The following is a 25,803-nucleotide window of genomic DNA, read 5'->3' on the forward strand; positions in this document are numbered from 1 at the left end:
TATTAAAAATTTATTCTTCATTTTTGTCATGAATAAGTACAACTTAGATTTAGAGTCAAACATAGGAAAAAAATATTTTACAACCGTTTTTTTTCTTTTCAACAGTATAAACGAGTTATATATTATTCATAGTACTTCAAATACTCTTTTAACATTTTAGGGAATGATTTGGCACTTAAGAATCTCAGTCCCAACCTTTCTGCCCAGACTTTAATGCCCTCATCGGCTGCCACAACTCCTGCTCCCAATTCCTTGGCCAAAAGGAGCACATCAAGATCAGGGGCACTGTCCAAGGTTCCTTTACGAAGTGCTGCCCGGTAACGTTTCCTGAAATCTTTAATGGCTTTTCCAATAACTTCCATTTCTATCTGGGTTTTTTTCTCCCCACGGGACATCATGACCATGGATTCCACTGCTGCCTCCCAAACAGCACTTTCCGAGATGCGCATACCCTTATTCATCCTTTCCCTCATGTCCTGCACATATTCGTAGAAAATCTCTGAAGGAATTTTAGTGTCATAACGGTTAGGAGATTTTTTAACAATCCAAGTTTCTGCTTTAATCATTGTTTCCTGAGGGCATTCATAGCGAGTTATGTAGTCTGAAAACTCTTTGTAAGTGATGGGGGGCATATGGCAACTCATGTTGAGTTTGATCCTGGAACGGGCTATCAAGTCCAAAAGGACATCAACAGTTTTATGTAATTCTCCGTCTCCATAATCATCCCTTAACTTATTATCAGTAAAGGCAGTTGTATCCAAAACGAACCTCTGTTTGGCGATCACAATTAAACCCCCATAAAACATTTAAAACATTTAATTGTATACTACTCGTTTTCCGTGTCTAGAGATAGGGAGTAAAATATAATACCCTAATCCTTCAACTTGGAACAAATTATCTTTAATTTAAGATAACTCTTAAATTAACATCTTTACTTTAACTAAGATAACTCTTAACATAATTAAATTTCTAAAATCATTAATATAAAATGTTCCCTAATAATTATGTATTAATTATGTATTGGTGAAGAAATTGATAACTGGTAAAACTGCAGTGGTTGGTATTATAGGAGATCCAGTAGAACACAGTTTATCCCCGCTCATGCACAATGCTGCATTCAAACACCTTAAAATGGATTATGCATACGTTCCGTTCCATGTTAAACGAGGTGATCTAGAGAGTGCTATTGATGGGGCCCGTTCCATGGGCATCAAGGGACTTAACATAACAATCCCCCATAAAACAGAAGTAATCAATTACCTAAATGAAATTACACAGACAGCACAACTAATAGGGGCGGTTAACACCATAAAATTTGATCAAACCGTGATAAGTGGTTATAATACCGATGGTATAGGTGCTGTGAAAGCTATTGAAGAAAAAACATCGATTCATGGGAAAAAAATAATTATAATGGGTGCTGGGGGTGCAGCAAGGGCAATATCATTCCAACTTCTTTATAATGGTGCAGGTGAGGTTTTAATTGCCAACAGAACCATGAAAAACGCATGTAAACTAACTGAAGACCTTCAAAAAAATTTCAGTGGTTCAATTGGTTGTTTAGGGTTAAATGATAAACTTAATGAAGAGTTAAAAGATGCTGATGTATTAATTAACACCACTCCAGTAGGCATGTATCCTAACGAGGATCAAAAACCCATCCTAACTAGGGATATGATGCACTGTGATTTAATAGTGAATGATATCGTTTACAACCCACTTAAAACTGGTTTATTGCGGGAAGCTGAAAAAGCAGGTGCAAAAACCATCACTGGTACAAAAATGCTAATTTATCAAGGAATGGAGTCATTCCAAATATGGACTGGAATCTCTCCATCTGTTGAAATATTTGAAAAGGCATTAATGACTGGATTGGGATATAGATAGTAAGTCATAAGATCAGACATTAAAAAATTAGAGGTTATTTTAATGGATAACATACCATCCACAGATAATCACATCCATGTAGATCCCATAAACGGTGAAGGGCCATTAGAAGTTGCCCTTAAGTTTGGAAGGTCAGGTGGAACTGCCATGATCATTCCCAACAAGCCCACTTGGACTGTAAGTTCGCAATGTGATTTTAATGAAGCTATGGAACTTGTAATAGGGTATGTGGACAAAATAAATAGTGAAACTGATGTCAAAGCCTTTGCAGTGGTGGGGGCTCATCCAGCAGAACTTAGCCGCCGTGTTGAGGCCGGAATGGAACTAAATCAAGCGGAAGAGTTAATGAGAAGTGCTCTGGAAACTGCTCAGAACATGGTTTTGGAGGGTCGAGCAGTGGGGATAGGTGAAATAGGCCGACCACATTATCCAGTATCGGAAGAAGAGATGGAAGCCCACAACCGACTAATGATCTTTGCCATGGAACTGGCTCGTGAGGCGGACTGCCCTGTACAGTTGCACACTGAGAGTGCTGGGGAAGAACAGTTCAAAGAATTTGCCCAAATGGCTGTTAAAGCTGGTTTGAAGAAAGAGAAGGTTATTAAACATTTTTCAGGACCACTTGTCCTTCCTGAAGAAAATTATGGGTTGACACCTTCACTTATTGCTAGTGGAGATGTTATGCGACAAGCTTTGAGGAAGGGTAAGAATTTCATGATGGAAACTGATTACCTTGATGATCTTACAAGGCCAGGGGCAGTTTTAGGTCCTAAAACAGTTCCTAGAAGAACTCGAAAACTGCTGAATTCCGGGTTGATCACTGAAGAAGATGCCTACCAGATCCATGTGGAAAGGCCAGCAAAGCTTTACAATGTTGAATTGGATTTTTAAATTAAGATCATTTCTTTTTTAAAATTAGATTTGACAACTTATTATTCATTTAATATCTTTGGTTTTTTTCTATTTTTAATTTTGATATTGCCCTGAGATATCTATGAGTTATATGAAAATTACAGAGAATTATTTAATGGTATAGTATGAAATATAAAATAAGTAAGATATATCTTACTTTTTGAAGTGGTATGGTCAAAAAGAAAGAAAAGAAAGGTTTCTGTAATTACAACCAAGTTGTCTATGGCATGACGACAGTCAGTGAACGTGGACAAGCAGTAATTCCAGCTAATATACGGAAAAACTTGGATATATCTGCTGGAGACAGATTCATGGTTTTAAAAAGGGGAGATAATGCAGGATTAACCCTTTTGAAGATAGATAAAATGGATGAATTAATGTTTGAAATCCAGCAAGATGAAAAAATCTTCAAAAAGGTTTCTGGAGGTGACAATATGCCAACATGTGAAGATTGTAAACATTACAACCCAGTTGATGAAAAAACAGGTAATTGTTTTGGTGTTGAAGTAAAAGCAGATATGAACGCTGATGATTGTCCAGCAAAGGCCTTTGAACCTAAATAGTGATGAATCGTATCGTGACAAAGAAATTAGTTGGGTAGTAACTAACATGACCATTATTTTTTAAGAATATATCAAACTCATTATCATACCATTGAGCCCTTAGCACCCTCTTCTTTAAGAAGACTGGAGACTGTGCGTAAATTAAATGATCAAAGAATAAGGGGCAGTGTAAATTTCATGCATCGCACCTAAAAAACATAACTGTTAGTGTAGGGGACATCATGGGTAGAATCAGCCGAAAATGTTTCCTGGAGTTAATGAATTATTTCAAAAATTATGGGGGAGTTTAAGCAAATTGAAGAAAAAACTCGAGAATTTTTTTTAATTCCCTAAGAATTGGTAAAAATTTGATTTTAACCATGACCTCCACCAATTAAGAAGCTGACCACACCAATTAATATCCCGATGATCACAATTTCAAGGCTTGTTTTAATAATACTTTCACGGGACACACGACCTAAATATACACCAAGCATGATCAAAGCACTGAAACAGAGCATGAGGGTGCATAAAATAGCAGTCACCCTACCAGAAATTAAGAGGAAAGGTACCACTGGCACGAATGAACCTGCGAAGCTGCTGAATCCATGGGTGAACATGCTCATGTATATACGTTTCTTGGCTTGTTGATGAATATGGGTGTCATCCAGTTTACCCTCATCCAACATCATTTTCTGTTCCAATTCCCGGATGGTCCGCACTTCTTCAGCCCGTTCACCAATAAAAGATCCGAATGCATTAGACAATGCCAAGGCTATGCCTCCAGCAAGACCAGTTAAACCCACAGCGAAATTGCTAATTTCTATTCCAGCCGCACCAGCCACACCGCTTGCAGTTAGAGTTACTCCCATAACTGCCAGTATCCCATCCATAGTTCCCAGAGCAACGTAACGGCTCATTTTAAAATATTCTTCAATAAATTCACGAATATTCATTAGCTGTTATCTCCATATAAAACAAGTTAATAATGATCTCATAAAATAACAGTTTTTATCCTCTTCCCAGATCTTTATGTGCCCTTGCAAGGTGTCCGGCGGCTAGTGCACCCATGAGTGAAAGTTCGCCTGCTAATACTGTTCCTCCAACGATCTCAGCAAATTTTTTCACGTTCCCTCCCCCATATACTCCCATAATTTCCAGACATTCACGGGCTGTTTCTAAACTGGTTCCTCCACCCACAGTTGCTAGGGGAAGGTCAGGGAGGGTTACAGAGAAGTAAAGATCTCCATTCTGTTCCTCAGCAGTGGTTATACCCAGACTGCCCTCTACAATATGGGCTTCGTCCTGTCCTGTGGCCAGGAATAGGGCACCGATCATGTTGGCATAATGGGCGTTGAACCCCATACTTCCAGATATAGCAGAACCAATCATGTTCTTAGCGAGATTAACTTCGGTGATAGCTTTAACTGTGGTTTTAAGTTTTTTTTCAACAATTTCTGGGGGGATTATGATTTCAGCAACAACTGTCTTGCCACGGCCTTCAATCAAGTTTAATGCAGATGGTTTTTTATCAACACAGAGGTTGCTGCTGAGGGCAATTACATGGGCTCCTGTTTCCCGGGTTAAAATTTCCAAAGCTTTTTCTGTGGCGATGGTGACCATATTCATACCCATGCTGTCGCCGGTGGTGAAGGTGAAACGAGGATAAAGGTAACGACCTACCACAACCACTGGATCGACTTTTAACAATTTCCCGTGACGTGTTGTACTCTCCGATGCCTCTTTGAGTTCAATAAAATGTCTTTCAATCCATTCTTTTATTTTAAGGGCTTCAGTAACTGAATTTGCTCTTATCACTGGGGCGCGTGTCATCTTGTCATCAATTATGCGCACCGTGGTTCCGCCAACTGCTTTGGTTACTGTGCATCCTCTGTTGACTGAAGCAACTAATGCCCCTTCTGAAGTGGCTAAGGGAACATAAAAATCTCCTTGAGCATGTTCTCCATTGATATGGAGTGGTCCGGCCAGTCCCACTGGGATCTGCACAGTTCCAATGGGGTTTTCAATATTCCTTTTCATGGCCTTCTCCAGATCCATTGAGTGTTGGGAAAGATGCTTTAAATTGGCTCCTGAAATTTCTTCAGCAAATTTTCTCCTAACTTCCACTGCTTCTTGAGTATTTTCAGTGTAATTGTCGATTTGATGGAGTTTCAATTCTCCTTTGACTAGTTTTTTTATAATTTCTTCGTTTCCCGCCATAAAATCATCTTTATTTATTTATTAAAGCCATTTTTTTGAAATGATCGATTTTAATTTGTCTGAGTCTACTTTGGTTAATCCTAAATAATAATTCAAGTTAAAGTATTTCTTTCATAATGGAAGCAATCTGTGAAGGTTGTTTTGCAACTTCCACTCCTGATGCTTTAAGTGTTTTCATTTTGCTTTCAGCTGTTCCGGCATTACCTTCAATTATAGCTCCAGCATGTCCCATTTTTTTCCCTGGCGGTGCTGTTCTACCAGCAATGTAGGCTACAACTGGTTTGGTGATGTTCTCGGCAATGTATTCTGCAGCTTGTTCCTCGGCATTACCTCCAATCTCCCCAATCATAACCATTGCCTTGGTATATTTGTCGTTTTCGAATTTTTGCAGAACTTCTGCAAAATCCATACCCACCACAGGGTCACCTCCAATTCCAAGACAAGTACTCTGCCCTAAACCTGCCTTAGTAACTTGACTTGCCACTTCGTAAGTTAGAGTTCCACTACGTGATACTATCCCGATATCGCCTGGATTAAAAATATGAACTGGCATGATTCCAAGTTTACCAACTCCGGGAGTTATTATACCTGGAGTGTTTGGGCCTATTACTTTACAATCCATTTGTTTGGCATACTGGGCTATTTCCATAGAATCATGTACAGGTATGTGTTCAGTGATGATAACCACCAGATCTAGCTGTGATATGGCTTCAAAAGCAGCATCTTTAGCAAATGGGGCTGGAATGAATATAATTGATGCGTTAACATCCATTTCTTCTTTTATTTCTTCTATGGAATTATAAACAGGAACTCCTTCAAACTCTTGACCTCCTTTACCTGGAGATGTGCCTGCCACAATATTAGTATTATATTCCAGCATACTTTTTGTGTGAAAAGAACCCTGTTTGCCTGTAATTCCCTGAACAACGCATTTAGTATCCTTATCAAGAAAAATCACTATACCACTTCCTATCAAATTATGGTTTTGACTGTATTATGATTTAAATTATTAATAACCTTATTATTGATTTTAAAATTTTAAACCCTCAAAATTTTCATCTTATCAGAGAGAGGCACAGCCATATCCATTACATTACCATTCATATAGGCAGTTATGGACATAATCACGCTTCCAGGAATAACATAGGATGGTGATCCTCTTCGCACTAGATAAACATTTTTATTTCCAAGTGCAGCTCCCATCATGGCACCAGCTATCACACCAATGCTTTCAATATCCTCCACAGTCACTACCACCACTGGATCATCAGTTTCATCCGAAACATATCCCACTCCTGGTATTTTCTGGCCATGGTTAAAACTGCTACTTCCTATATCTGTAACTTGATCCATACCTCTAGCAGCTTTCATAACAGAATCAGCAACTTCATGGACAAATGATTCACCACCATAGGTGTCAAAAGCCATGATAATAGCATCAGGGTATCTATCTTGCCTGATCTTAGCCTCTGCATAGGAAACTCCTTCACTGGCTCCTTCCGGGGTAGATGAAATTCCATTAATATCTCCTAAATCTTCGGCATTTTTTCTTAAAATGTCCACAATACCCTTATTAACTGTTGCTAGTTTTTCATCAGGAACAAAGGCACTGATTACCATATCATCACCGGTAATATTGGTAAGATCTGCTTTATAGGCACCTATTTTGAGTAAATTCGGAATATCATTTTTGATATTTTCAATCAGAGTTTTACTACACGACACATCGTTCCCTGAGATATCTGCACCTATAGATGTAATTTTCAATTAATCACCTGAATTAGGATCTATGATTATGGTTACTGCCCAGATGTAATTCCATAAATTAAATAATAGCAAGCAATGATATGGTGAATACTTGTTCTTATAGATTTTTATCTGTCTTCTTTTTATCAAATTCTTGTTAACTAAAAAAACAAATTATGAATCTGATGTTAAACAAAGGTTAAAAACATAAATTATCAAATATTTATTATAGAAATACAATCATAAAATCTGAGAATGTTCAAGAATTATTCTACCCAATAATCGTCTATATCTATAAACCGAAATAGTTAAAGGTTTGATTTAGAACGTAAAGATGTGCTTGTCATGACTTCTAAACCACTAATTTGTGTTCCAATACTTCAAAAAGACCGTCAAAATGTTTTAAGAATAGCTAATGAGGCTATTAAATTGGGGGCAGATTTATTAGAGCTACGAATTGATTTCCTATTGGATCCAGATCCTCAAAAGGTGATTCATCTGTTGGAGGAAATTAACTTTCCATTAATTGCCACCAATAGAACCAGAGAGGAAGGCGGTTATTTCAGAGGATCTGAAGTAGAAAGAACGGATATTCTCCTTGAAACAGCTGACTATGTGGATTTTATTGATATAGAACTTCATACTGATGCTAAATACAAGTTAAAAGTTATTAATGCATCTAAATCTGCAATAATATCATTCCACGACTTCCAAAAGACTCCGCCGATTCATGAACTTCTACAAATCGTCAATGAAGAAAAAAAACTTGGTAACATAGCTAAATTTGCGGTTACCCCCAACAATATGCAAGACACGCTCAATGTGCTGCAAGTAGTTAACCAATCAGATAACACCATTGGAATTGCCATGGGTGAAATGGGGAGATACACTCGGGTGTTGGCATCACTTTTTGGATCACCTATCACATACGCTTCTTTAAATGGAGGATCAGCTCCTGGACAATTAAGCATAGCAGATACTAAACAAATCATTGACAAGTTAATTGTGGAGAGAGATTAATGAGATTGAAAACAGGATTAATAATAAGTTTACTTGTCTTAACTGCATTAATCGGGACTACCAGCTACTTAATAGCTAATCAGCATAACATTGGAATCATAGTGAAAACTAATGGTACAGATACGTTGGTTTATTCTACTTCATGGTTCGATGTACCTAAAACCATGATTGAAGAGATGAATATCAAAGCTTGGGCTGATGTGGAGGATCCAGATAGTAATGTAGATTCCGTCAAGACCAACATGCAAAACATTGCCAAAAAGTATAATTACACAGTTGAGGTTAAGATTTCATCCCAATTTGGTGAGGATCAACTACCAATGCCAGCCACAGTAAAGGGAACATCCATGGTTCCTACTTTAAAGGATGGTCAAAGAATTGTAGTATTGAAAACTGATGATTTCGAGGTGGGAGACATAGTTGTTGCCCATCACCCTGATTATAAACTAATTGTAAAACGTGTCGGAAAAATAAATGGTGACCAAGTTTATCTAGAAAGTGACAATAAGAAAGTGGAAATTATACAAAACCACGTAAGCTATGAAAATGGAATGAAAAAGATTGTCACCATCCAAAAGACACCTCTAAACACATGGGTCCCTAGAAGCAATATAATAGGTGTGGTCAAGAATTATTAGATGACGAACTGTGTCTTATTATTTTTTATTTTTAGGATGAATTTTATTTTCAAAATGATTGTTTTGAGCCCTATCTCGCATGATCACCTAAGACTTTTTTTGAATATTTTCAATCCTTCAGCCATTTCTTCTTTTGATATATTCAAAGCCGGAAACATCCTAATGATATTACCTTGTATTACATTTAAGAGAAGCCCATCATTCAAACACTTAGAATTGATGGATGCAGCAATATCTTCATCTGCTAATTCAACAGCAATTAATAATCCTTTTCCCCTGACGTCTTTAATAATATGAGGATATTCTTTTTTCAATTCCCTTAGTTTAGTAATCGCATATTTGCCTACATATTCAACATTTTCCCACATTTTATTGTCTAAAATATATTTGATAACTGAATAGGCCACTGCACAGCCCAGAGGGTTACCAGAGTAGGTGCCACCATGATCTCCTTTTTCAATTTTATCATGAATCTTTTCAGTTATAGCGAATCCTGCAAAAGGAAATCCTCCTGCGATACCTTTGGCCATGGTCAAAATGTCAATTGTAACATTATTTGACATGAACATTGGGCCGGTTCTGCAAAATCCCGTTTGAACTTCATCAACTATCAAAAGAACCTTATGTTCTGCACATAGGTTAGATAAATTTTTAAGATAATCAGGATCAGGTATGTTAACACCACCTTCACCTTGTATTGGTTCAACAATCACCCCAGCAACATCATTTCCAATAACTCGTTCAATTGCAGGGATGTCATTATATGGAACAAATATATGGTTGGGGATTAAGGGGTTGAACCTATCTCTGTGTTTATTTTGGCCGGTTGCAGACACTGTATTAATTGTTCGCCCGTGGAAACTTTTATTCATGGAAATGATATTCAATTTTCCAGTTACTTTTCTGGCAAGCTTTATTGCTGCATCATTTGCTTCAGCCCCACTATTGACAAAAAATACACGGGATAAATTATCAGGAAGTACTTCTTGCATTAGAGATATAAGTTTGGACCGTTCAATGGAATATGTTGCTCCGGAATTAGGATTTTGTATAATTTTTTTACTTTGATCACAAAGAGCCTCGGTAATTACAGGACTGGCATGACCGATACTAGTCACCCCCCACCCTGCTGTTAGGTCTAAATATTTTTTACCATCTTCATCGTAAACATAGACTCCTTTCCCTTTTTCTATTGATATTTTTGTTTTATCTGCAAAAGAAGCATAATGTTTGTCTTCAGTCTGAAAAGTGTTTGTAATTTCCCTCAATATTAATCCTCCATGTTTGTTGACAAAAAAGAGAATATGTTATGAAAAATTTATTTGTGAAAAAATCCCTTTTAGATAATCAACATCACTATTCAAGTTATCACCAGAATAATATTTAAATAACTCTACCAAAAAATAAAAAAAGTTTTAACTCTTTTTCCAGCGATAATTTAGATATCACTTAACTCAGGAAGCCTTTTAATCCTTTTAACCATGTTGGGATGGGTGGATATTAGTTCGGTGATTCTACTGCCTTTCCCAATACTGGTTTTGGTGTTTTTTAATTCTGCTAGCTCTGTTTCACTTATAACTCCATCCATATCACGGTCTATTTGTTTTAATCACTGATTTCATTGGATGCGTCTGAAATATCATTTACAAAGAAGGTTTTAACTCCTTCAACTTCTTTCACTTGTTTTTGATCCATATTTGCAGATCCATAGATCAGTTTATAAAGAGCACTGGCCAGTTCATGGGGTTTACAACCGATCTCCACACTACCCTGATCTGCACAATATTCTCGTACTCTGCTCACGAATAACACCAGCAACTGACCCAGAAGATATCCAATCAATGCAACAACACCTATAATTCCAGCTTCACGGTCACAATCTCCACTAAAAGGGGTGCTGATGAAAATCCAGTAGCAAATCAGTGGCACTACACTAGTAAGGGTCATAACTGCCATATCGTTATGTCGTATATGGCTGATTTCATGTCCCAGAACAGCTTTAATTTCTTCCTCTTCCAAGATATTCAAGATACCTCTGGTCACACATACCCTCCCATCTTTCTTGGTTTTACCAAATGCAAAGGCATTGGGAATGTTAGTTTTGGAAATACCTACTTTAGGTTTGGGAATCCCTGCATTCATGGCTAGTTCATCCACCATGGCGCGGAGATTAGGTGCCTCTTGAAGTGAAACATAGCGCACACCCATGGATTTCTCTACAATTATGGGGCCAACAATGTACTGGACCAACACAACCACCACCGCAAACATGGCAAATAGTAATGTGGTTCCAAAGCCTAGATATGTGCAAATCAATGTTATCATGGCATATAAAATACCAAAAAGTAATGCAGTAGCAAACCAGATCCGCAATGTGAATAAAAACTTTCTCAAATTAAATACACTTTTTTCATATTTTCATGAATAGCGTTAAATAGTAGCAAATAAACCATTAACTACAACTTTCTTATATATTCACGGTTACTAAAAAAACTTGATAGTGGGGATCAATCAAAATTTAATAATGAATTATATGAATAACCTAATGTTTTTTTTTAAACATTAAGTCAATTAATTAACTAGATCATTGATTTATAACAAATAGTTCAAATTATCTAATATCAGATGTTATTTATTAAATATTCTACAAGATTATCTGCCTATTAGAAACTTAAAATTAAATATTTTCAGGAGATTAACATTATGCGGAAAATTGAGATATACAGGGACACTATTCTAATATTTCTACGTGGATTATTAATGGGAACAGCTGACGTGATACCCGGAGTTTCAGGGGGCACTATGGCATTGATCACTGGTATTTACCAAAGGCTGGTCCATGCTATCAGTCAAATAAATGCTAATTTCATTGTCGCGGCTTTGAAAGGGGATTTTGCAAAATCCAAGGAAGAACTCCTAAAATGGGATTTTAACCTTTTCATACCCCTGCTGGCAGGTATTGGTCTTGCAGTTTTAACCATGTCTAAGGTCATGACAGTGATGCTTACTGAGTACACTGCACTCACCTTTGCTTTCTTCTTCGGTCTCATATTGGCATCGGCAGGTTTTGTTTTCAAACATGTCGATGAACTCAATTTCAAGAATGTTATTTTCCTGGTAATCGGGTTGGTTTTTGCAGTAATTTTTGTCGGGTTAAATCCAATACAGACCAATCATACTCTTCCCATCATTTTCCTTTCAGGGATGGTGGCTATTTGTGCAATGATCCTTCCAGGTATTTCAGGAGCATTTTTATTGCTCCTTTTAAATCAATATGAATACATGTTGGCAGCATTGAACCAGCTTAAATTTGCCGAAATTATCACATTTTGTTTAGGTGCGTTGATCGGCATTCTTTCCTTCTCACGTCTACTGGATTATTTGTTAGAACACCACAAATCCATAACCATGGCGTTTTTAGTGGGTTTAATGATCGGAACCCTCCGATTGCCTTATGAAAGAATAATTACAACCATGGACTCTATAGTACCAGTTATTGTAGCCGGAGTGTTTGGTTTTCTTTTGGTAGTCATCCTGGAAAGACAGTTTGAAAAATACCACTTGCAATGGGAGGCTTAAAACCTCTTTAACCATTTTTATTTTAGAAAATTCTTTTTTTTTGGAAATCAAAAAAAACTATTTTATTCATACTTCTTAAAATCACGTGGATTAAATCCATGAGCTATTAAGACTTGTTGATCTACACTTTGAAGAGTTTTTTTTTCAGTTGGAGGTATAGGACTTCCGTTTTTAGCCAAAATAGTTCCATTTTTTTTGTTTGCCGCTAAAAATTTTCCTGCATTTCCATTTATAATAATTTTTCCTTTAATCATATCAATGGCAGTGAAGTCATCAGTATTCCCCTCAATGATAACAGTGCCGCCATTTAAGAGTGCACCAGTATTTTTACCAGCATTTCCTTTTATGAGGACTGTTCCTTTTCGCATTAGTATCCCAGTAGATAGGTCAACATCTCCTTTTTTAACAATTTCTGCTTCAACATCTAAACGGGCGCCTACTGTATCTTTCACCGTCCCATCATTGATTATGATTTTGTGACCAGTAAACTGACAACCAATCAACTCGTTTCCATGCCAACCATTGGTCAAAATGTCAGTTATGCTTTTAAACTGTCTGTAACCTTTAACATCTGATTTAACTTCCACCAAGTTACCCATGGGTTCTTTCACTTTTCCTTTGACATAAATACTTCCTCTAGTAATGCTGATGCCCATACGAGTGTCAACATTTCCTTCAACATAGATATCCCCAACCGGAATGTCTTTTCCTGTTCCTCCAAAGTATTGTAGGTCCACACCCATACTACTTGCCAGGCGGTGTCCGGCATCACCATTAATCCGTATATTTCCCTTATTTTTAAGGTGTTCCACCACTTCACCAAAGGTTAAATCGTTTCCAGGGATTTTCCAGGACGGGTCTAACTTTTCTCCCTTATGTTGCCAGTGGAAGTTGAAGGTAAAGTCACCCAAACAATCTACAGGTTCAGTTACATCTATTTCTAAGAATTTTTGCTCTTTTTTATCATCAGATTTACGGCCAAAGATATTAAACATATATTTAACCCCCTCTTATACTCTTATATCATGATTAATCGGTTGTCACATTTTGACTTTTTCACTAATCAAAAAAAAACCATTTATTCTTATTTTTAACCATCATCTTAGAATCTCATCTTTTTTTGCTATGTTCTGGCCCAAGCATGGGGATATGAGAAATGATACTACGATGTTATACTTTTACAAATGATATTTGGGATTTTCAATAATTCAATATTTGTCATGTTTTTGATATCTTTCACGTTCCAAGTTAGTTGGTTTGAATAATAATTATTATAGTGGAGAGATTATAACTATTTAGAGAATAAAATAATTTATAATAATTGGTTTTAAAAGGTTCTTGTAGTAAAATTTTTTAGTTTAATGGATTTGGTTGCATTAACATGACAGAAAAACAAGATGTTTTGAAATTCCTCAAAAAAAATGGTGTTGAAACTAGATTTGTCAGCATACTTGGGAAGAAAGTTTATGTAAATAATCTTAAGTTATCCCGATTTTCTCGTAAAAAGGAGGAATTATTCCTGGCTAACTATCCTCACTATGATGTGAGGCGTTCTAAGGTGTTTCAGAGAATTTGTACTCGTGCTTCTAGAGTGCTAAAATATGCATTGACTCCTGGTGATATAATATTAATTCCTAGCCCGGTGAATTGTGTTAATAAAACCATGCAAATTGTCTTGGAACCTTACAGCCGTAAGTATGGCGTGGAGTTTATGATTATCCCTGAATTAGACTTCAAAGACATAAAAATGTGTGATGATGTCAAAAAAGAATTTAACATTGATGCAGTTGCCTTACCCCTTACTATGGATGGGGAGGTGGAAAATATTCTGGACCTCATGATTCAAGGAGAGAAATTAGAGCTTTTAAGTTCTCAAAGTTTATATGATGGCGTTAAAATTATTTATCCATTAAAAAGTGTTCCAATGTCATGGATAGAGTCTTGGGTTGATATTGAAGGGTTGAAATTTGTTTTCAAGGAGGAAAAAAAGCTTCCTCGAGAGATGTTAGAGTTTTTAGAGGGTTTTATTCCAGATGTAAGGGAGAAAATGATGCGTTCGGCTGTTTATCTTATGGGGATTCCTAAATAAAAAACCAAAAAAACATAAAAAATTAAAGATAGAAATTAGCAAAGTACATTTATTGGAAATAGTTCATTATCATAACACTTGGAGGATGAAAGGTGCCTAAGAATATTAAGGACATTTTAATTGAAATGAAGAATATGTCCGAATTGATGGTTGATTTAGCGTATTCTGCACTACTTTTTAACAGTAAAGATGCTGCAGAAGAAGTTATAAAACTTGAAAACAAAGTTAATAGACTTAATTATCAAATTAAAAAGGAGTCACTCCTTGCTGCGAGGACTGTTGAGGATGCAGAAAAATTAACCGCTCTTCTTGAAGTGGGGGAAGCTACAGAAACCATAGCAGATTCAGCAAAAGATATAGCCGACTTGGTTTTAAAAGGCATAAAGCCTCATCCTGTATTTAAAATGGTTATGGAAGAATCAGACGAGGTTATAACTCGAATTAAAATACTTGAAGGTTCTGAATTGTCTGATAAATCGTTAGGTGAACTTTTACTTGCTACTAGGACTGGGATGACAGTTATTGCAATAAGGAGAAATGAGTCCTGGATTTATGGTCCAGACAAAAACACAATACTTTCAACAGATGATTCACTAATTGTTAAAGGAAACGTAACTGGCGGATCTCTACTCCTACAACTTGCCAATGGTGAAACCAAACTAGAAGATCTCGAATATGAAGAGTTCACTGAAGATTAGAAGTGTTTTTTTTTAAAATTCCTTACTTTTACTATTTTTTTTGATGATTTTTTGACAATAGTCCACTGATAATATTTTTGAAATTTCTAAATCCCGAGTGTAAATTTAGAAAAATACTAACTTTTATCAAAATTATTGGTAATATTCCCAAACTTTTATATAATATGTGGATATATCTATTTTTTGTATTAATGAAAAGGTGTTGGGTAAAAAATGGATGATGTAGATCTAGCTATACTCCGTTGTTTAATAAAAAACTCCAGGATCACAATATCTCAAATGTCAAAGGAAATTGACATTCCTGATGCAACAATATCCAACCGGCTAAAAAAATTGGAAAAAAACATAATAAAACGTTACACTTTGATACCTGACTGGCAGAAAATTGGTCTGGAGATAACTTCTATTATCATTATCCAGACTGAATCTGAAAAGCACGAATTAGTTAAAGAGGAACTTTCAAGGCTTAAAAAAGTATCAGAAGTATACAGTGTATCAGGGGAGTATGACATCCTAATTAAAGTTTGGGTAAAGAGTATTGACGACTTAAATCAACTGATTAATTCAAAAATCCGTTCAATTGATGGTGTTGAAGATTTAACTGAAATGATAGTGATGGAACGAGTTAAAGAAGATATTCCTATACTTTAATGGGCACATGAGATAGGAACCTATATAATTAAATCATTCATCGAATAAATTGATTAGGATGTTTATTATAACAGCCCATACCGTAATTTTCGGGTGGTTAGGTGAAATGGACTGGGAGACTGTTGAAGAAGATTGGCGATTTAATACATATCATTCTAAATTGGATGGTAAAATTAGCAGTCCTAATTTCAAAAAGGTCTTTAAACATTTTCCAGATCCCGTTCATCATAAGCGGTACTATTACGAACTTTTTTAAAGAAGTATCACGAGTGTTAGGTGAAACGTTCACAGCTCTTTTTATATGTGCTATAGGGGATTTAATAGCAGGTATATTGCTAAGTGGAATGACTCACACTCTTGAAATGCTTCCCGGGCTTTTAGTTTTAATTCCCGGAGCTATTGGGATGAGAGGAAATATATTTGGCGCATTAGGGTCTAGATTGGGTTCGAACCTCCACATAGGTATTTTATCTCCTGAACTAAAAAAATCGCCTGTTTTAAACCAAAATATTATTTCAGCAATGGTTTTGACTGTAATAATGTCTATTTTCCTTGCATTTACGGCTAAGGGATTTTGTATCCTGTTGGGTTTTCAAAGTATTAGTATCATGGACTTCACAGTAATTTCTGTACTGGGAGGAATTTTTTCAGGTGCAGTGCTTCTACCAGCAACCCTCCTAATATCCATTAAAAGTTATGAAAACGGATGGGATCCAGATAATGTAACAACACCATTAATAGCAGCTTCTGGAGACCTTTTTACAATTCCATCCATTCTTTTAGCTGTGCAAATATTATTATGGGTAAGGAACGGATATGTGGAAACAATATTGTTTGTAATATTCCTCATAATGGGTATAATGGGCTTTATTTATGGAATAAAAAGGGGAAGTCAACTTAAAAAGATTATAATGCACAGTACTCCTACACTGTTTCTATCATCACTTTTTGGAACTACTGCGGGTACCATCTTAAACAGCAGCTTTTCAACTATTTTAAGTAATCCCAGTATTTTGGCATTGGTGCCATTATTCTCCGGTGAGAGTGGAGACTTGGTTAGTATTTTAGGGGCCCGGTTATCTTCAGGATTACACATAGGATCCATAGAATCTTCTTTAAGACCAACTGGAGAAGTATTAAGAAACTTTGTTATAATCGTCATTTTGGCTGTAATCATATATCCCTTAATCGGATTTTTGTCGTACTTCGGATCATTAGCTATTGGTGTGGAGTCAGTGGGGCTTAGTAAAATGGTTTTCATCAGCACCGCTGCCGGATTAATGCTCACACCTTTAATGCTACTAATTGCATTCTATCTGAATACTATTTCCTACAAAAAAGGTCTTGACCCCGACAACATTGTTATACCACTATCCACCAGCATAACCGACCCAGTGGCTAACACATTCCTAGTGCTGATGGTAATGTTTACACTAGGATTAACTCTTTAATCACAACATACTGCCCACAAAAACTATTGAGTTGTCACCAAAAACTACTTATTTGGAGATTAGTCTCTCTAAACTTTTTTTTCATAATTTTAAATATTTTTAGTTATTTCCAGAATATAAGATTCAAAGGGCACCCGTTAGTATTAATCCATGGTCATATCCATCAAAACACTATGGATGGAGGGGATATTTATCTGTTATTAGTGAAACAGAATAATATTAAAAAATTAAATTTAATAGAGGAAAAAAATGTAAAATCCATAATTATTATTTAAAACTAAAAAGTGAAACTTGTTTACCATTATCTTTCACATCAGATTTTCCAGAATCCCCATTATCCTTGGATGATGATTTTGAATTATGATCTTTCTTATTACTTTTTTCATTTTTGGATTTGGATTTTTCAGGAAAATCATTTTTATCTACTTTATTAATAGCTTTAGAAGATTTTGAAGACGAATTGGCCTTCTTAGAAACCTTAGTGCGAGTAGACTTAGTTCTATGTACTTTTGTTTTGGATTTTGAAACGTTTTTGGTCTTCCTCTTTTTTATCTTTCGTTTCCTGAACTGTTTTACTTCAGCATCATCCAGTTCGAAGAAATCAGCCAGATCTCGAGCCAAATCTTCGGTTTGGAACATGATCTCAAAGTAAGGGAACTGTTCAATGGCCACTTTCCGGGAAGTGTGCATTTTTTCCCCCATTTTTGTAGCTACTCTATCTCTTAAGTCCCTCTTGGCCCGGTTCCGGGATAATTTACTGTAAAATGTGGAACTAGCATAACGGCTGAACTTCTTGTAGGTTTCATTCTTGGCCAATGCCACTCCCACACCCATCAAGTCATAGGTATACTTCCAATATCCATAATGCCTGGTATGGAAGGCCCTTCCCAAGTGCATATCAGCTTTTGCAACCATATCGTAGGCCTTTTCAATTTCTTCTGGCTTTTCGTATTCCCGGGGGATGTTTTCAGTGATTTGTTCCAATATAAATCCCGGTTCTGACTCCAAACGTAAGGCATCTTTGATTCTTTTTGGATTTTTGCTTTTCAAAACAGCACGTACTGAGTCAAAAATGTTGTTAACATCATCCTTCTCAGATATGATTTCCAAATCCTTGGAGGTAATAGAATTTTTCCCCTGGGCAATTACTTGTAGGTCATTAATTGCTGAGCGCAGATCTCCATTAGACCTTTTGGCCAAGGTTCGAAGAACATGTTCCTCGAATTCAACTCCTTCATTAATACAAATTCTTTTGAGCAAAGCCACAATAGAATTCGTATGCACTTTTCGGAGGGTTATAACTCGACATTTGGATTTCAAACTGGCAATACGCTTACTGTAGGGGTCGTTAGCCATCATAATCATGGGATGATGGCCTTTTTTTATGATATTGTTTATAGCACGGATCCCCCCACGATCTTCATTACCGTGAAGTCCATCTACTTCATCTAGGATTATAAGTTTCTTCCCTTCCCCGAAAAGGGATGTGGAGGCTGATGCTTCTCCAATAGTGCTTGTGATGATGTCAAATGATCGTTTATCACTTGCATTCAGTTCAATATGGTCGGAAAAGAAAACTGCTATTAAATGGGCCAGGGTGGTTTTCCCAGTGCCTGGAGGACCTATGAGTAAAATACATTTTTCTGGTTCGCCATGTTCCCAGCTTTCTACCCAACTTTCGATCTCTTCAATGGCCTTTTTATTGCCCAGAACATCATCCAACTTCTGGGGACTGTATTTCTCGGTCCACAACATCTAATCTGCCTTTTCTTTTGGTAAAAATTTAGTTAAAAGGGATTCTAATTGTATTCGGGGATTTGCACCTTCCCGAATACGGAAATCGTATTCTCCAATGTGTTCCACCAGGAAAATGTACTCTTCACTGCTGATAAGATCGTCCATGGCCATTCTAGACACTTCCTGATAAACTTGAGTAATCATGTCTTCACCACTGGTTCCCTGGACTACCATAACTTCTCGTAAAAGGTCACGCGAACCCATGAAATCACCGTCAAGTGCCATGTTAATAATTCTTCGCACATCTTTTGGTTTTGCTTTGGAAACCACATCATGAACATGTTCTTCTGTTACTTCTGTTCCCATTGAGGCTGTGGATTGTAGGATGTTCACAGCACGACGCAAATCACCTTCAGCAAAGTAGACTATGCTTTCCAGTGCTCCAGCTGTGTACTGGATGTTTTCTGTTTTGGCGATTTTTTCCAGTCTCTGAATTACATGGTGTCCTTTAATTGGTGTGAATCTGAATATTGCACATCTAGATTGGATGGGATCTATGATTTTGGAGGAGTAATTACAAGATAATATAAATGAGGATGTTTTAGTGTACATTTCCATTTCCCGACGAAGTGCGTGTTGCGCATCCTTAGTCATGTTATCCACTTCATCCAGGAATATGATTCTAAATGGTGCTCCAACTGCTTTCAGACGGCAGAAGTTTTTAATGTCTTTACGTACAGTATCGATACCCCTGGCATCAGATGCGTTTAACTCCAGAAAGTTTTGTTTCCAGTATTCTCCCAACATGGCCTTGGCCAAGGCAATGGCTGTGGTAGTTTTTCCAACTCCTGCCGGGCCGGTGAACATTAGATTAGGCATGCTCTCCTCATTTACGTATTGTTTGAGTCTTTGTATAATGTGTTCTTGACCCACAACCTCATCTAGAGTATGAGGTCGGTATTTCTCCACCCATGGTCTATTCATATGTTTTCACCGTTTTCATTTTCTTTATTTTTTTATAAGATTTTTCTTTGGTTGTTGGTATGTTAGTGTTATTTTAAAAAGTTTTGAAATTTATATTATTCCTTATTAATACATTTTTTTAAATAACATCTCCTAATTTTATTAAATCGTTTAAAAAAAAACTAAATAAGCTTTGAATTAATCTAAAGTTGTTTGAAATTTTAAAAAAAAATAAATTTATTATAATTTTGTTCAAAAAATCAGAAAATAATCAGATATGTACCTTTTTGGGCTGGATTCATTGATTAATTGAACAATTGAGCAATTTCTGGATGTATTTTCTCTTTGATGTTTAGCACATCCATAGCATTACCATAAGATTTTTTTATTTCCAAGAATTCAGTACGTACCATTCCTCTGAATGCTTCATAACCCATTACCCTACCGTAATTTTCAGTTATAACATCAATCATCCTACTAAAATCCTGAATAAATACTTTTTCTCTCTCATTGAGTGGTATTTCTGCAGCGTTTTCTTTGATCTGGGCAAAATCAATAGTGGCATTGCTTTTCAGTTCAACATTATGAAGCAGCCGCTGACATTTTTTAAAGGGTAGGAACTGTTTGGTAAGTCCTCTGGCTGGAGCAACTCCCATTATTTTGGCTGCACCTAAGGCCATTGCCAAGAAAATAGCCTCGTAAATGTCCAATATGAGCTCCGAACGTTTTTCAGGCTCATCAGAAACTTGAACATCCTTAGGCAGTGATGGAAATGATATTGGTGGTTTAACTGAGGGTATGGGTGGTTTTAATTCTTGGGGTTCTGTTTTTATGGCTTTTGGTTTTGCGTCTTCAATAATTGTTTCATCCACTGCCGGTTTTTCTAATTCTTGAGCTTCAAGTTTAGTTGCAGTGTCTTTTGTTGCTGTAACTTCTTCTACAACATGTTTTTCAGATTCTAAAACTATCTCTTCTGGAATCTTAACAGCTTCATCTTCAGCTTTTATTCCTTCAACAAGTGCCTTTTCTTCTGGAACTTCTTCGACCACTGTCTCAGTTTCAGATATTTCAGCAACTTCTTCTAGGGGTACTTCATCTGTTGTGGTTTCGGGGATTTTTTCTGTGGGTATTTCTTCTGTTGTGGTTTCGGGGATTTTTTCCGGGGCTTTTTCCGGAATTTCTGCCGGAACTTCTAATTCAAGGTCTTGGGTTACTTCATTAATTAGTTTGGATGCTCTTTTGGCATTGACCATAACCAAGCCCACATTTGCAGAATCCAACATCAAGATGATTAAATGTGCATTTTTCAAGCCTAAAAAAAGTGCTTTTCCTCCTGAAGACTCAACCAGCACTCTTTCTAATTCTCCTTGGCCTGATGAACTTAAAAGGCGGTGTGAAGAATTGGAAATCACTTGGGACATAGGGCCAAATAGATTAATATCTACATCTACTCTTAAGTTGTGATGTAAAATTCGGCCATCGCGAGCCACAATTAGAATGCCTTCAACATCGGTGGTTTTATCTAAGTCTAATGTGGCCTTTTCCAGTTGTGTCTTCAGAGGGGTGTCTATCATTTGATCACTGATTATGGTAATATATTAGTAATGAAAATCTATTATAATAAAATCAATTTCTTATTAATATAAACATTTTTTTTCTCTAATATTTATTATGCTTATCGCTTTTTATAGATTGAGGATAACTGGTTATATGATTAATTAATCTACAATTTCATCCCCAAAAAGGAGGTACAATAATCAGCTTATTGAAATACAATTAATAACAAGTAATAATTTTTTTACAATATAAAAACTGTTACAAACTGTATAGATCTGGAAGTATAATTCTTCAATAAATAAAATGATTTTTGCAAAAAAAAAATTATGAGGTTTTTTCGAAACCTCAGATTAGGTGTTTTTTAATTAGTATACCTTGGCTGTCGTAGATGTCTACTTCTAGTGGTGAACTTCCGTCTATGGCGTGAGTTGCACAAGATAGACAAGGGTCATAGGCTCGAATAATCATTTCTAGCTGATTTTTCAATCCTTCAGAAACTTCTTCACCGTGGATCAACTTTTTAGCAGTTTCTCGTACACCAATGTCCATGGATAAGTTGTTTTGACTAGTTGAAACTATTAAATTGGCTCGGTTAATGTATCCACCGGCATCAGTTTCATAGTCATGTATGAGTATTCCACGAGTAGCTTCAATCATTCCCACTCCCCTTCTGGTTTCACTGGATTCTTTGGCTTCATCTTTTGTCATTAATGGTTCGGATAGTGGTTGTCTGATATCGGTTCCAGTTATGCTGTTATCTTCCAATAGTTCGATTGCTCTTTCAGATGAGTACATCAGTTCAATCAGGCGGGCGTAATGATATAACAGTGGGTTTTGAGCGATTCCAAAGTTTTCTCTGAACTCAGCGAATAGTTCTGCTGCCCTAGGTGTTGGAATATTATCAACCACGTTGAGCCGGGCTAATGGTCCAACACGATAGTTTCCTTCTGGGAATCCAACTTGTTTCAGGTACGGGAATTTCATATAGGACCATGGTTGGACTTTTTCTTCAATGTAGTCTAAGTAGTCAACTGGTGAGAATTCAGTTACAGGGTTTCCTTCAGAATCAATAACCTTCACATTTCCTTCATAGTAACTTAGATCTCCATTATTAGTTAAAGCAGCAAAATGACTTTCAACAGGACCTAAAAGTTCAATTGCATCACTATATTGGGTGAAAAGTGGTACAGTTGATTCAATTCCTTTTTCAATTAGTTCTGTTGCTTCTTTAGCTTTGGATAATAATTCTGCTTGTTGATCTGTTGTTATTCCTCGAGATTGTCCTCCTGGAACTGCGGTTACTGGGCTGATGGGTTTACCACCCACAATGGCAGTGATTTCTTGCCCTATTTTCCTGGTTTTGATGGCCATCATAGCCAAGTCAGGATTTTTTTTCAGAATTCCTACAACGTTTCTTAAAGCTGGGTCTGATTCCGGTCCCAAAACCAAATCTGGTGCGGCAAGGAAGTAAAAGTGCAGGGAATGTGACATTATGAACTGTCCCAGAAGCAATAATTCCCTTAACTTTTTGGCTGTTTCCGGTGGTTCTAATCCAAACACTTGGTCTGTTGCCTTAGCGGCTGTTATGTGATGAGAAGTTTGACATATACCACATATTCTTGGTGTTATTCTGGGTGCTTCTTCTACAGCAGCACCTTCCAAGAATTTTTCAAACCCTCTGATTTCCATTACGTGGAAATGTGCGTCAGACACATTTCCAGAATCGTCCACTTGTACAGTTATCTTTGCGTGGCCTTCAATTCTTGAAACCGGGGCTATTTCAATATTTTTCATGTTATCACCTATTTTTTCACCAATTGGGGAATCAGGGAAACCTGTTTCTCTTCCATTATGGTGCTTCCAATAACAAATCCGTAAATAATGTGCCCAATATCATATAGTTGTTTTTCAACTTCTTCTTCTGGCATTTTAGAAAGGTGTGCTATTCTCTTAATAACTCCATTGTAGATGTCATGGCTTGGTTCCCTCAAAACATCTAAGGATGGACCTCCACATCCGTGGCAAGGCACTCCCGCAGATGTGCAAAGACCACCGCAACGTCCTAAAGTTACTGAACCTAGACAAACGTATCCTTGGCTTAAGAAACATTTTCCTGGTTCTGGTTCACCTTCAATTCTGCGTTTAATTTCATCGAATTCCACGTGTTCCATTACATTTGTGCAGTCTGCACATACACTTTTTTTAGGAACATCAGGAGCTTCGTTGTTGATTAATGGGATTAATATATCATGTGTTAATTGTTCTTTGGGTGGGCATCCGGGTATGAATCCGTCGATTTTGATAAAATCGGCTGCAGGGTGTACAATGCTTAAAAGTTTAGGAACTACTTCGGTTGGCAGCTCAGCAGGTTCGGTACTTGGGTTGTCAGTAAAACTTCGGGAGTTAACTTCTTCCGGTGTGTATAAATCAGCCATTCCAGTTATGCCTCCGTAACAGGCACAAGTACCATATGCTATCAATATTTTTGATTTTTCCCTTAATTCTTCTAAACGTTCTTTATTTTCTTCGTTTCGAACAGATCCAGTTACAATGGCAATATCAATGTTGTCTGGTATTTCTTTGATATCCATGAGTATTGGGGCTGATACTAAGTCAGCTTGATCTAGAAGTTTGATAATATCTTCGTGCAAGTCGAGTATAGATATTTCACAGCCTGAACAACTAGCCAGTGTTTCTATTGCTATGTTTACCATTATTTCGCACTCCATTTGATTGTTAAGGTTTTAAGACACGCGTTAGGTCCAACATGGTCAATGTCGACTTTCGCTTTCAGGTCCATCACTTCTTCTACTGCTCCAACCATGTAACCATATAATAGGTAACATAATGGTCCTTTTTGTGGTAAACCTGTTCTTCGGAGTGTTTGTCTTACAACACAGTCCATGAAAAGAAGTTTCACTGTTACCTGATTATCTTTTTGGACAACATAACTGTCTTGAGCGTCTGGTTTCCATTTTATAAAGTAAAATTCCTCTCCCAGAACTTCACTAAGTTCGTAAAGGGCTTTTTCTAGATCTTCGGTTTTGTCCATCATTTTCGCAGATTCGTGTCCCATCCTCTTACCGGCTTGGTATACAATTGCGTTGGCACCTCTTCCTGAAACTTGTTCCAGTGCACTGGACATGGATCCCATGAATTTCATCAGTACATGTAGTGCATCTTCATAGTCATCCAGGTTTCCACCAGTTTCTTTGGGAATTAATTCTGGTTTGAATGTGCCTACAGTGTCTGTTATCTCCCTCATATCCATTTTTTATCCCTCAGATAATTCTTTTAAGTGCATAATTTACTTTACGGTCTATATAGAGCCTTTTGGCCACGTGAATATCGCGGTGTTCCATGGCTTGGGCAGGGCATATCTCGTGACAGGAAAGACAAGCCATGCAGTCTACTTCATTTACCACTTTGGTTTTATTTTTTGCTTCATCCATTTCATACACATCGTTGGGACAATCTTCCACACAGGACGCACATCCCACGCATGCATCTTCATCTATTATGATTTCAACCATTTTAACGCCTCTTTTTTGGTTTTTGGATAGTTAATTTATTTCTCCTTTGGTTTTCTAAGATTCGGTTTTTTTTAAAATTAATATCATTATGTATCTATTGGGAACTTCTCATTAATAAGTGTTATAACTACACATCGAATGGGTGATAAATATTCGTTATTACTATAAATATTTATCACTAATAAGTATTGTGTAACTCGAACAGTTTGAGTTAATTAAAATACAGAATGATACTAAAAACCATATTATAAATTGACTTTTTTTTTTAGATGTGTTAGGTGGATTATAACTTTTATAGGCATAATGGTTCTTTTAAATAGTTTTATAAATTAATAATTTGAATCATTAATTTTTTAATTGCATTTGAAGATAGAAAAATCACTTTTAAGTTAAAAATCACTACTTGACACAAGTTTAAAGTGAGTTATCCAAGCAGCTTGCTTTCTACCAGGAGGATAACATGTAACAATTAACAAACGTGCTTCTCCTTCTTGTGAAAATCTTATAGGGTTTGTTTTGTAGTCCCAACGGATATCATCTCCATTTGAAGTTACTTGGTATACAAATTTCTTCCTTTGGA

General features: G+C 36.6%; 25 protein-coding genes and 1 pseudogene. 10 read left to right on the top strand and 16 right to left on the bottom strand.

What is annotated here, in order from left to right:
• Positions 1-122 precede the first annotated feature (122 nt).
• Entirely contained in the window at positions 123-785 is a 663-nt protein-coding gene (locus GXZ72_02115; protein ID HHT18345.1) for an RNA ligase partner protein, read from the bottom strand.
• Positions 786-1,032: 247 nt separating this feature from the next.
• Between GXZ72_02115 and GXZ72_02120 the strand changes: the two genes are divergently transcribed.
• The 3 genes from GXZ72_02120 (at position 1,033) to GXZ72_02130 (ending at position 3,362) form a co-directional block, all read left to right on the top strand.
• Positions 1,033-1,887, top strand: a complete 855-nt coding sequence (locus tag GXZ72_02120; GenBank protein HHT18346.1) for a shikimate dehydrogenase — start codon at positions 1,033-1,035, stop codon at positions 1,885-1,887.
• A gap of 42 nt (positions 1,888-1,929) precedes the next feature.
• The gene (locus GXZ72_02125; GenBank protein HHT18347.1) at positions 1,930-2,778 is read left to right on the top strand and encodes a deoxyribonuclease; all 849 of its coding nucleotides are present in this window, start codon (positions 1,930-1,932) and stop codon (positions 2,776-2,778) included.
• Positions 2,779-2,969: 191 nt separating this feature from the next.
• On the top strand, positions 2,970-3,362 hold the full coding sequence (locus GXZ72_02130) for an AbrB/MazE/SpoVT family DNA-binding domain-containing protein (GenBank protein ID HHT18348.1): 393 nt from the start codon (positions 2,970-2,972) through the stop codon (positions 3,360-3,362).
• Between the two features lie 353 nt (positions 3,363-3,715).
• On the opposite strand, the gene GXZ72_02135 is transcribed toward GXZ72_02130, so the two are convergent.
• The 4 genes from GXZ72_02135 to GXZ72_02150 all read right to left on the bottom strand — a co-directional run bounded on the left by GXZ72_02135 (position 3,716) and on the right by GXZ72_02150 (position 7,328).
• Positions 3,716-4,297: a TIGR00267 family protein gene (locus GXZ72_02135; protein ID HHT18349.1), complete on the bottom strand. Its 582-nt coding sequence runs from the start codon at positions 4,295-4,297 to the stop codon at positions 3,716-3,718.
• A gap of 55 nt (positions 4,298-4,352) precedes the next feature.
• Complete coding sequence (gene hmgA / locus GXZ72_02140; protein ID HHT18350.1) at positions 4,353-5,561, bottom strand: hydroxymethylglutaryl-CoA reductase (NADPH); 1,209 nt, start codon at positions 5,559-5,561, stop codon at positions 4,353-4,355.
• A gap of 97 nt (positions 5,562-5,658) precedes the next feature.
• On the bottom strand, positions 5,659-6,519 hold the full coding sequence (sucD, locus tag GXZ72_02145; protein ID HHT18351.1) for a succinate--CoA ligase subunit alpha: 861 nt from the start codon (positions 6,517-6,519) through the stop codon (positions 5,659-5,661).
• 80 nt (positions 6,520-6,599) lie between these two features.
• The gene (locus GXZ72_02150; GenBank protein HHT18352.1) at positions 6,600-7,328 is read right to left on the bottom strand and encodes a hypothetical protein; all 729 of its coding nucleotides are present in this window, start codon (positions 7,326-7,328) and stop codon (positions 6,600-6,602) included.
• 324 nt (positions 7,329-7,652) lie between these two features.
• Here GXZ72_02150 and aroD point away from each other — a divergent pair, with 324 nt between their 5' ends.
• The gene (aroD, locus tag GXZ72_02155) at positions 7,653-8,327 is read left to right on the top strand and encodes a type I 3-dehydroquinate dehydratase (GenBank protein ID HHT18353.1); all 675 of its coding nucleotides are present in this window, start codon (positions 7,653-7,655) and stop codon (positions 8,325-8,327) included.
• On the top strand, positions 8,327-8,965 hold the full coding sequence (locus GXZ72_02160; protein ID HHT18354.1) for a S26 family signal peptidase: 639 nt from the start codon (positions 8,327-8,329) through the stop codon (positions 8,963-8,965). Before aroD ends, GXZ72_02160 begins: the two co-directional genes overlap by 1 nt.
• An 83-nt stretch (positions 8,966-9,048) precedes the next feature.
• Here GXZ72_02160 and GXZ72_02165 read toward each other — a convergent pair whose 3' ends face one another.
• Entirely contained in the window at positions 9,049-10,233 is a 1,185-nt protein-coding gene (locus GXZ72_02165) for an aminotransferase class III-fold pyridoxal phosphate-dependent enzyme (GenBank protein ID HHT18355.1), read from the bottom strand.
• A gap of 170 nt (positions 10,234-10,403) precedes the next feature.
• Positions 10,404-11,290: pseudogene (locus GXZ72_02170) on the bottom strand (M48 family metalloprotease).
• A 378-nt stretch (positions 11,291-11,668) separates the two neighbouring features.
• Here GXZ72_02170 and GXZ72_02175 point away from each other — a divergent pair.
• A complete protein-coding gene (locus tag GXZ72_02175) occupies positions 11,669-12,544 on the top strand; it encodes a DUF368 domain-containing protein (protein ID HHT18356.1) in 876 nt (291 codons plus the stop codon).
• A gap of 62 nt (positions 12,545-12,606) precedes the next feature.
• Here the strand turns inward: GXZ72_02175 and GXZ72_02180 are convergent, their stop codons facing one another.
• Positions 12,607-13,539: a hypothetical protein gene (locus tag GXZ72_02180; protein HHT18357.1), complete on the bottom strand. Its 933-nt coding sequence runs from the start codon at positions 13,537-13,539 to the stop codon at positions 12,607-12,609.
• Positions 13,540-13,925: 386 nt separating this feature from the next.
• On the opposite strand from GXZ72_02180, the gene GXZ72_02185 reads away from it, so the two are divergent.
• The 4 genes from GXZ72_02185 to GXZ72_02200 all read left to right on the top strand — a co-directional run bounded on the left by GXZ72_02185 (position 13,926) and on the right by GXZ72_02200 (position 17,433).
• The gene (locus GXZ72_02185; protein HHT18358.1) at positions 13,926-14,633 is read left to right on the top strand and encodes an ATPase; all 708 of its coding nucleotides are present in this window, start codon (positions 13,926-13,928) and stop codon (positions 14,631-14,633) included.
• Between the two features lie 92 nt (positions 14,634-14,725).
• Positions 14,726-15,331: a potassium channel family protein gene (locus GXZ72_02190; protein ID HHT18359.1), complete on the top strand. Its 606-nt coding sequence runs from the start codon at positions 14,726-14,728 to the stop codon at positions 15,329-15,331.
• 213 nt (positions 15,332-15,544) lie between these two features.
• Positions 15,545-15,982, top strand: coding sequence for an Lrp/AsnC family transcriptional regulator (locus GXZ72_02195; protein ID HHT18360.1), 438 nt, complete (start codon positions 15,545-15,547; stop codon positions 15,980-15,982).
• A gap of 164 nt (positions 15,983-16,146) precedes the next feature.
• Positions 16,147-17,433: a divalent cation transporter gene (locus GXZ72_02200; protein HHT18361.1), complete on the top strand. Its 1,287-nt coding sequence runs from the start codon at positions 16,147-16,149 to the stop codon at positions 17,431-17,433.
• Between the two features lie 267 nt (positions 17,434-17,700).
• Here GXZ72_02200 and GXZ72_02205 read toward each other — a convergent pair whose 3' ends face one another.
• The 8 genes from GXZ72_02205 to GXZ72_02240 form a co-directional block, all read right to left on the bottom strand.
• Complete coding sequence (locus GXZ72_02205; protein ID HHT18362.1) at positions 17,701-19,188, bottom strand: replication factor C large subunit; 1,488 nt, start codon at positions 19,186-19,188, stop codon at positions 17,701-17,703.
• Complete coding sequence (locus GXZ72_02210; protein HHT18363.1) at positions 19,189-20,154, bottom strand: replication factor C small subunit; 966 nt, start codon at positions 20,152-20,154, stop codon at positions 19,189-19,191.
• 284 nt (positions 20,155-20,438) lie between these two features.
• Positions 20,439-21,707 (bottom strand): roadblock/LC7 domain-containing protein, encoded by a 1,269-nt coding sequence (locus GXZ72_02215; GenBank protein HHT18364.1) that lies wholly within the window; start codon positions 21,705-21,707, stop codon positions 20,439-20,441.
• 328 nt (positions 21,708-22,035) lie between these two features.
• Complete coding sequence (locus tag GXZ72_02220; protein HHT18365.1) at positions 22,036-23,484, bottom strand: Ni/Fe hydrogenase subunit alpha; 1,449 nt, start codon at positions 23,482-23,484, stop codon at positions 22,036-22,038.
• Between the two features lie 8 nt (positions 23,485-23,492).
• Entirely contained in the window at positions 23,493-24,404 is a 912-nt protein-coding gene (locus GXZ72_02225) for a F420-nonreducing hydrogenase (protein ID HHT18366.1), read from the bottom strand.
• Complete coding sequence (locus GXZ72_02230) at positions 24,404-24,955, bottom strand: hydrocarbon binding protein (contains V4R domain) (GenBank protein ID HHT18367.1); 552 nt, start codon at positions 24,953-24,955, stop codon at positions 24,404-24,406. Before GXZ72_02230 ends, GXZ72_02225 begins: the two co-directional genes overlap by 1 nt.
• 16 nt (positions 24,956-24,971) lie before the next feature.
• Positions 24,972-25,223: a ferredoxin family protein gene (locus GXZ72_02235; GenBank protein HHT18368.1), complete on the bottom strand. Its 252-nt coding sequence runs from the start codon at positions 25,221-25,223 to the stop codon at positions 24,972-24,974.
• A gap of 389 nt (positions 25,224-25,612) precedes the next feature.
• A partial coding sequence (locus tag GXZ72_02240; protein ID HHT18369.1) for a sortase occupies positions 25,613-25,803 on the bottom strand: 191 nt, incomplete at its 5' end.

The organism is Methanobacterium sp., from assembly GCA_012838205.1.
Classification (GTDB): domain Archaea; phylum Methanobacteriota; class Methanobacteria; order Methanobacteriales; family Methanobacteriaceae; genus Methanobacterium.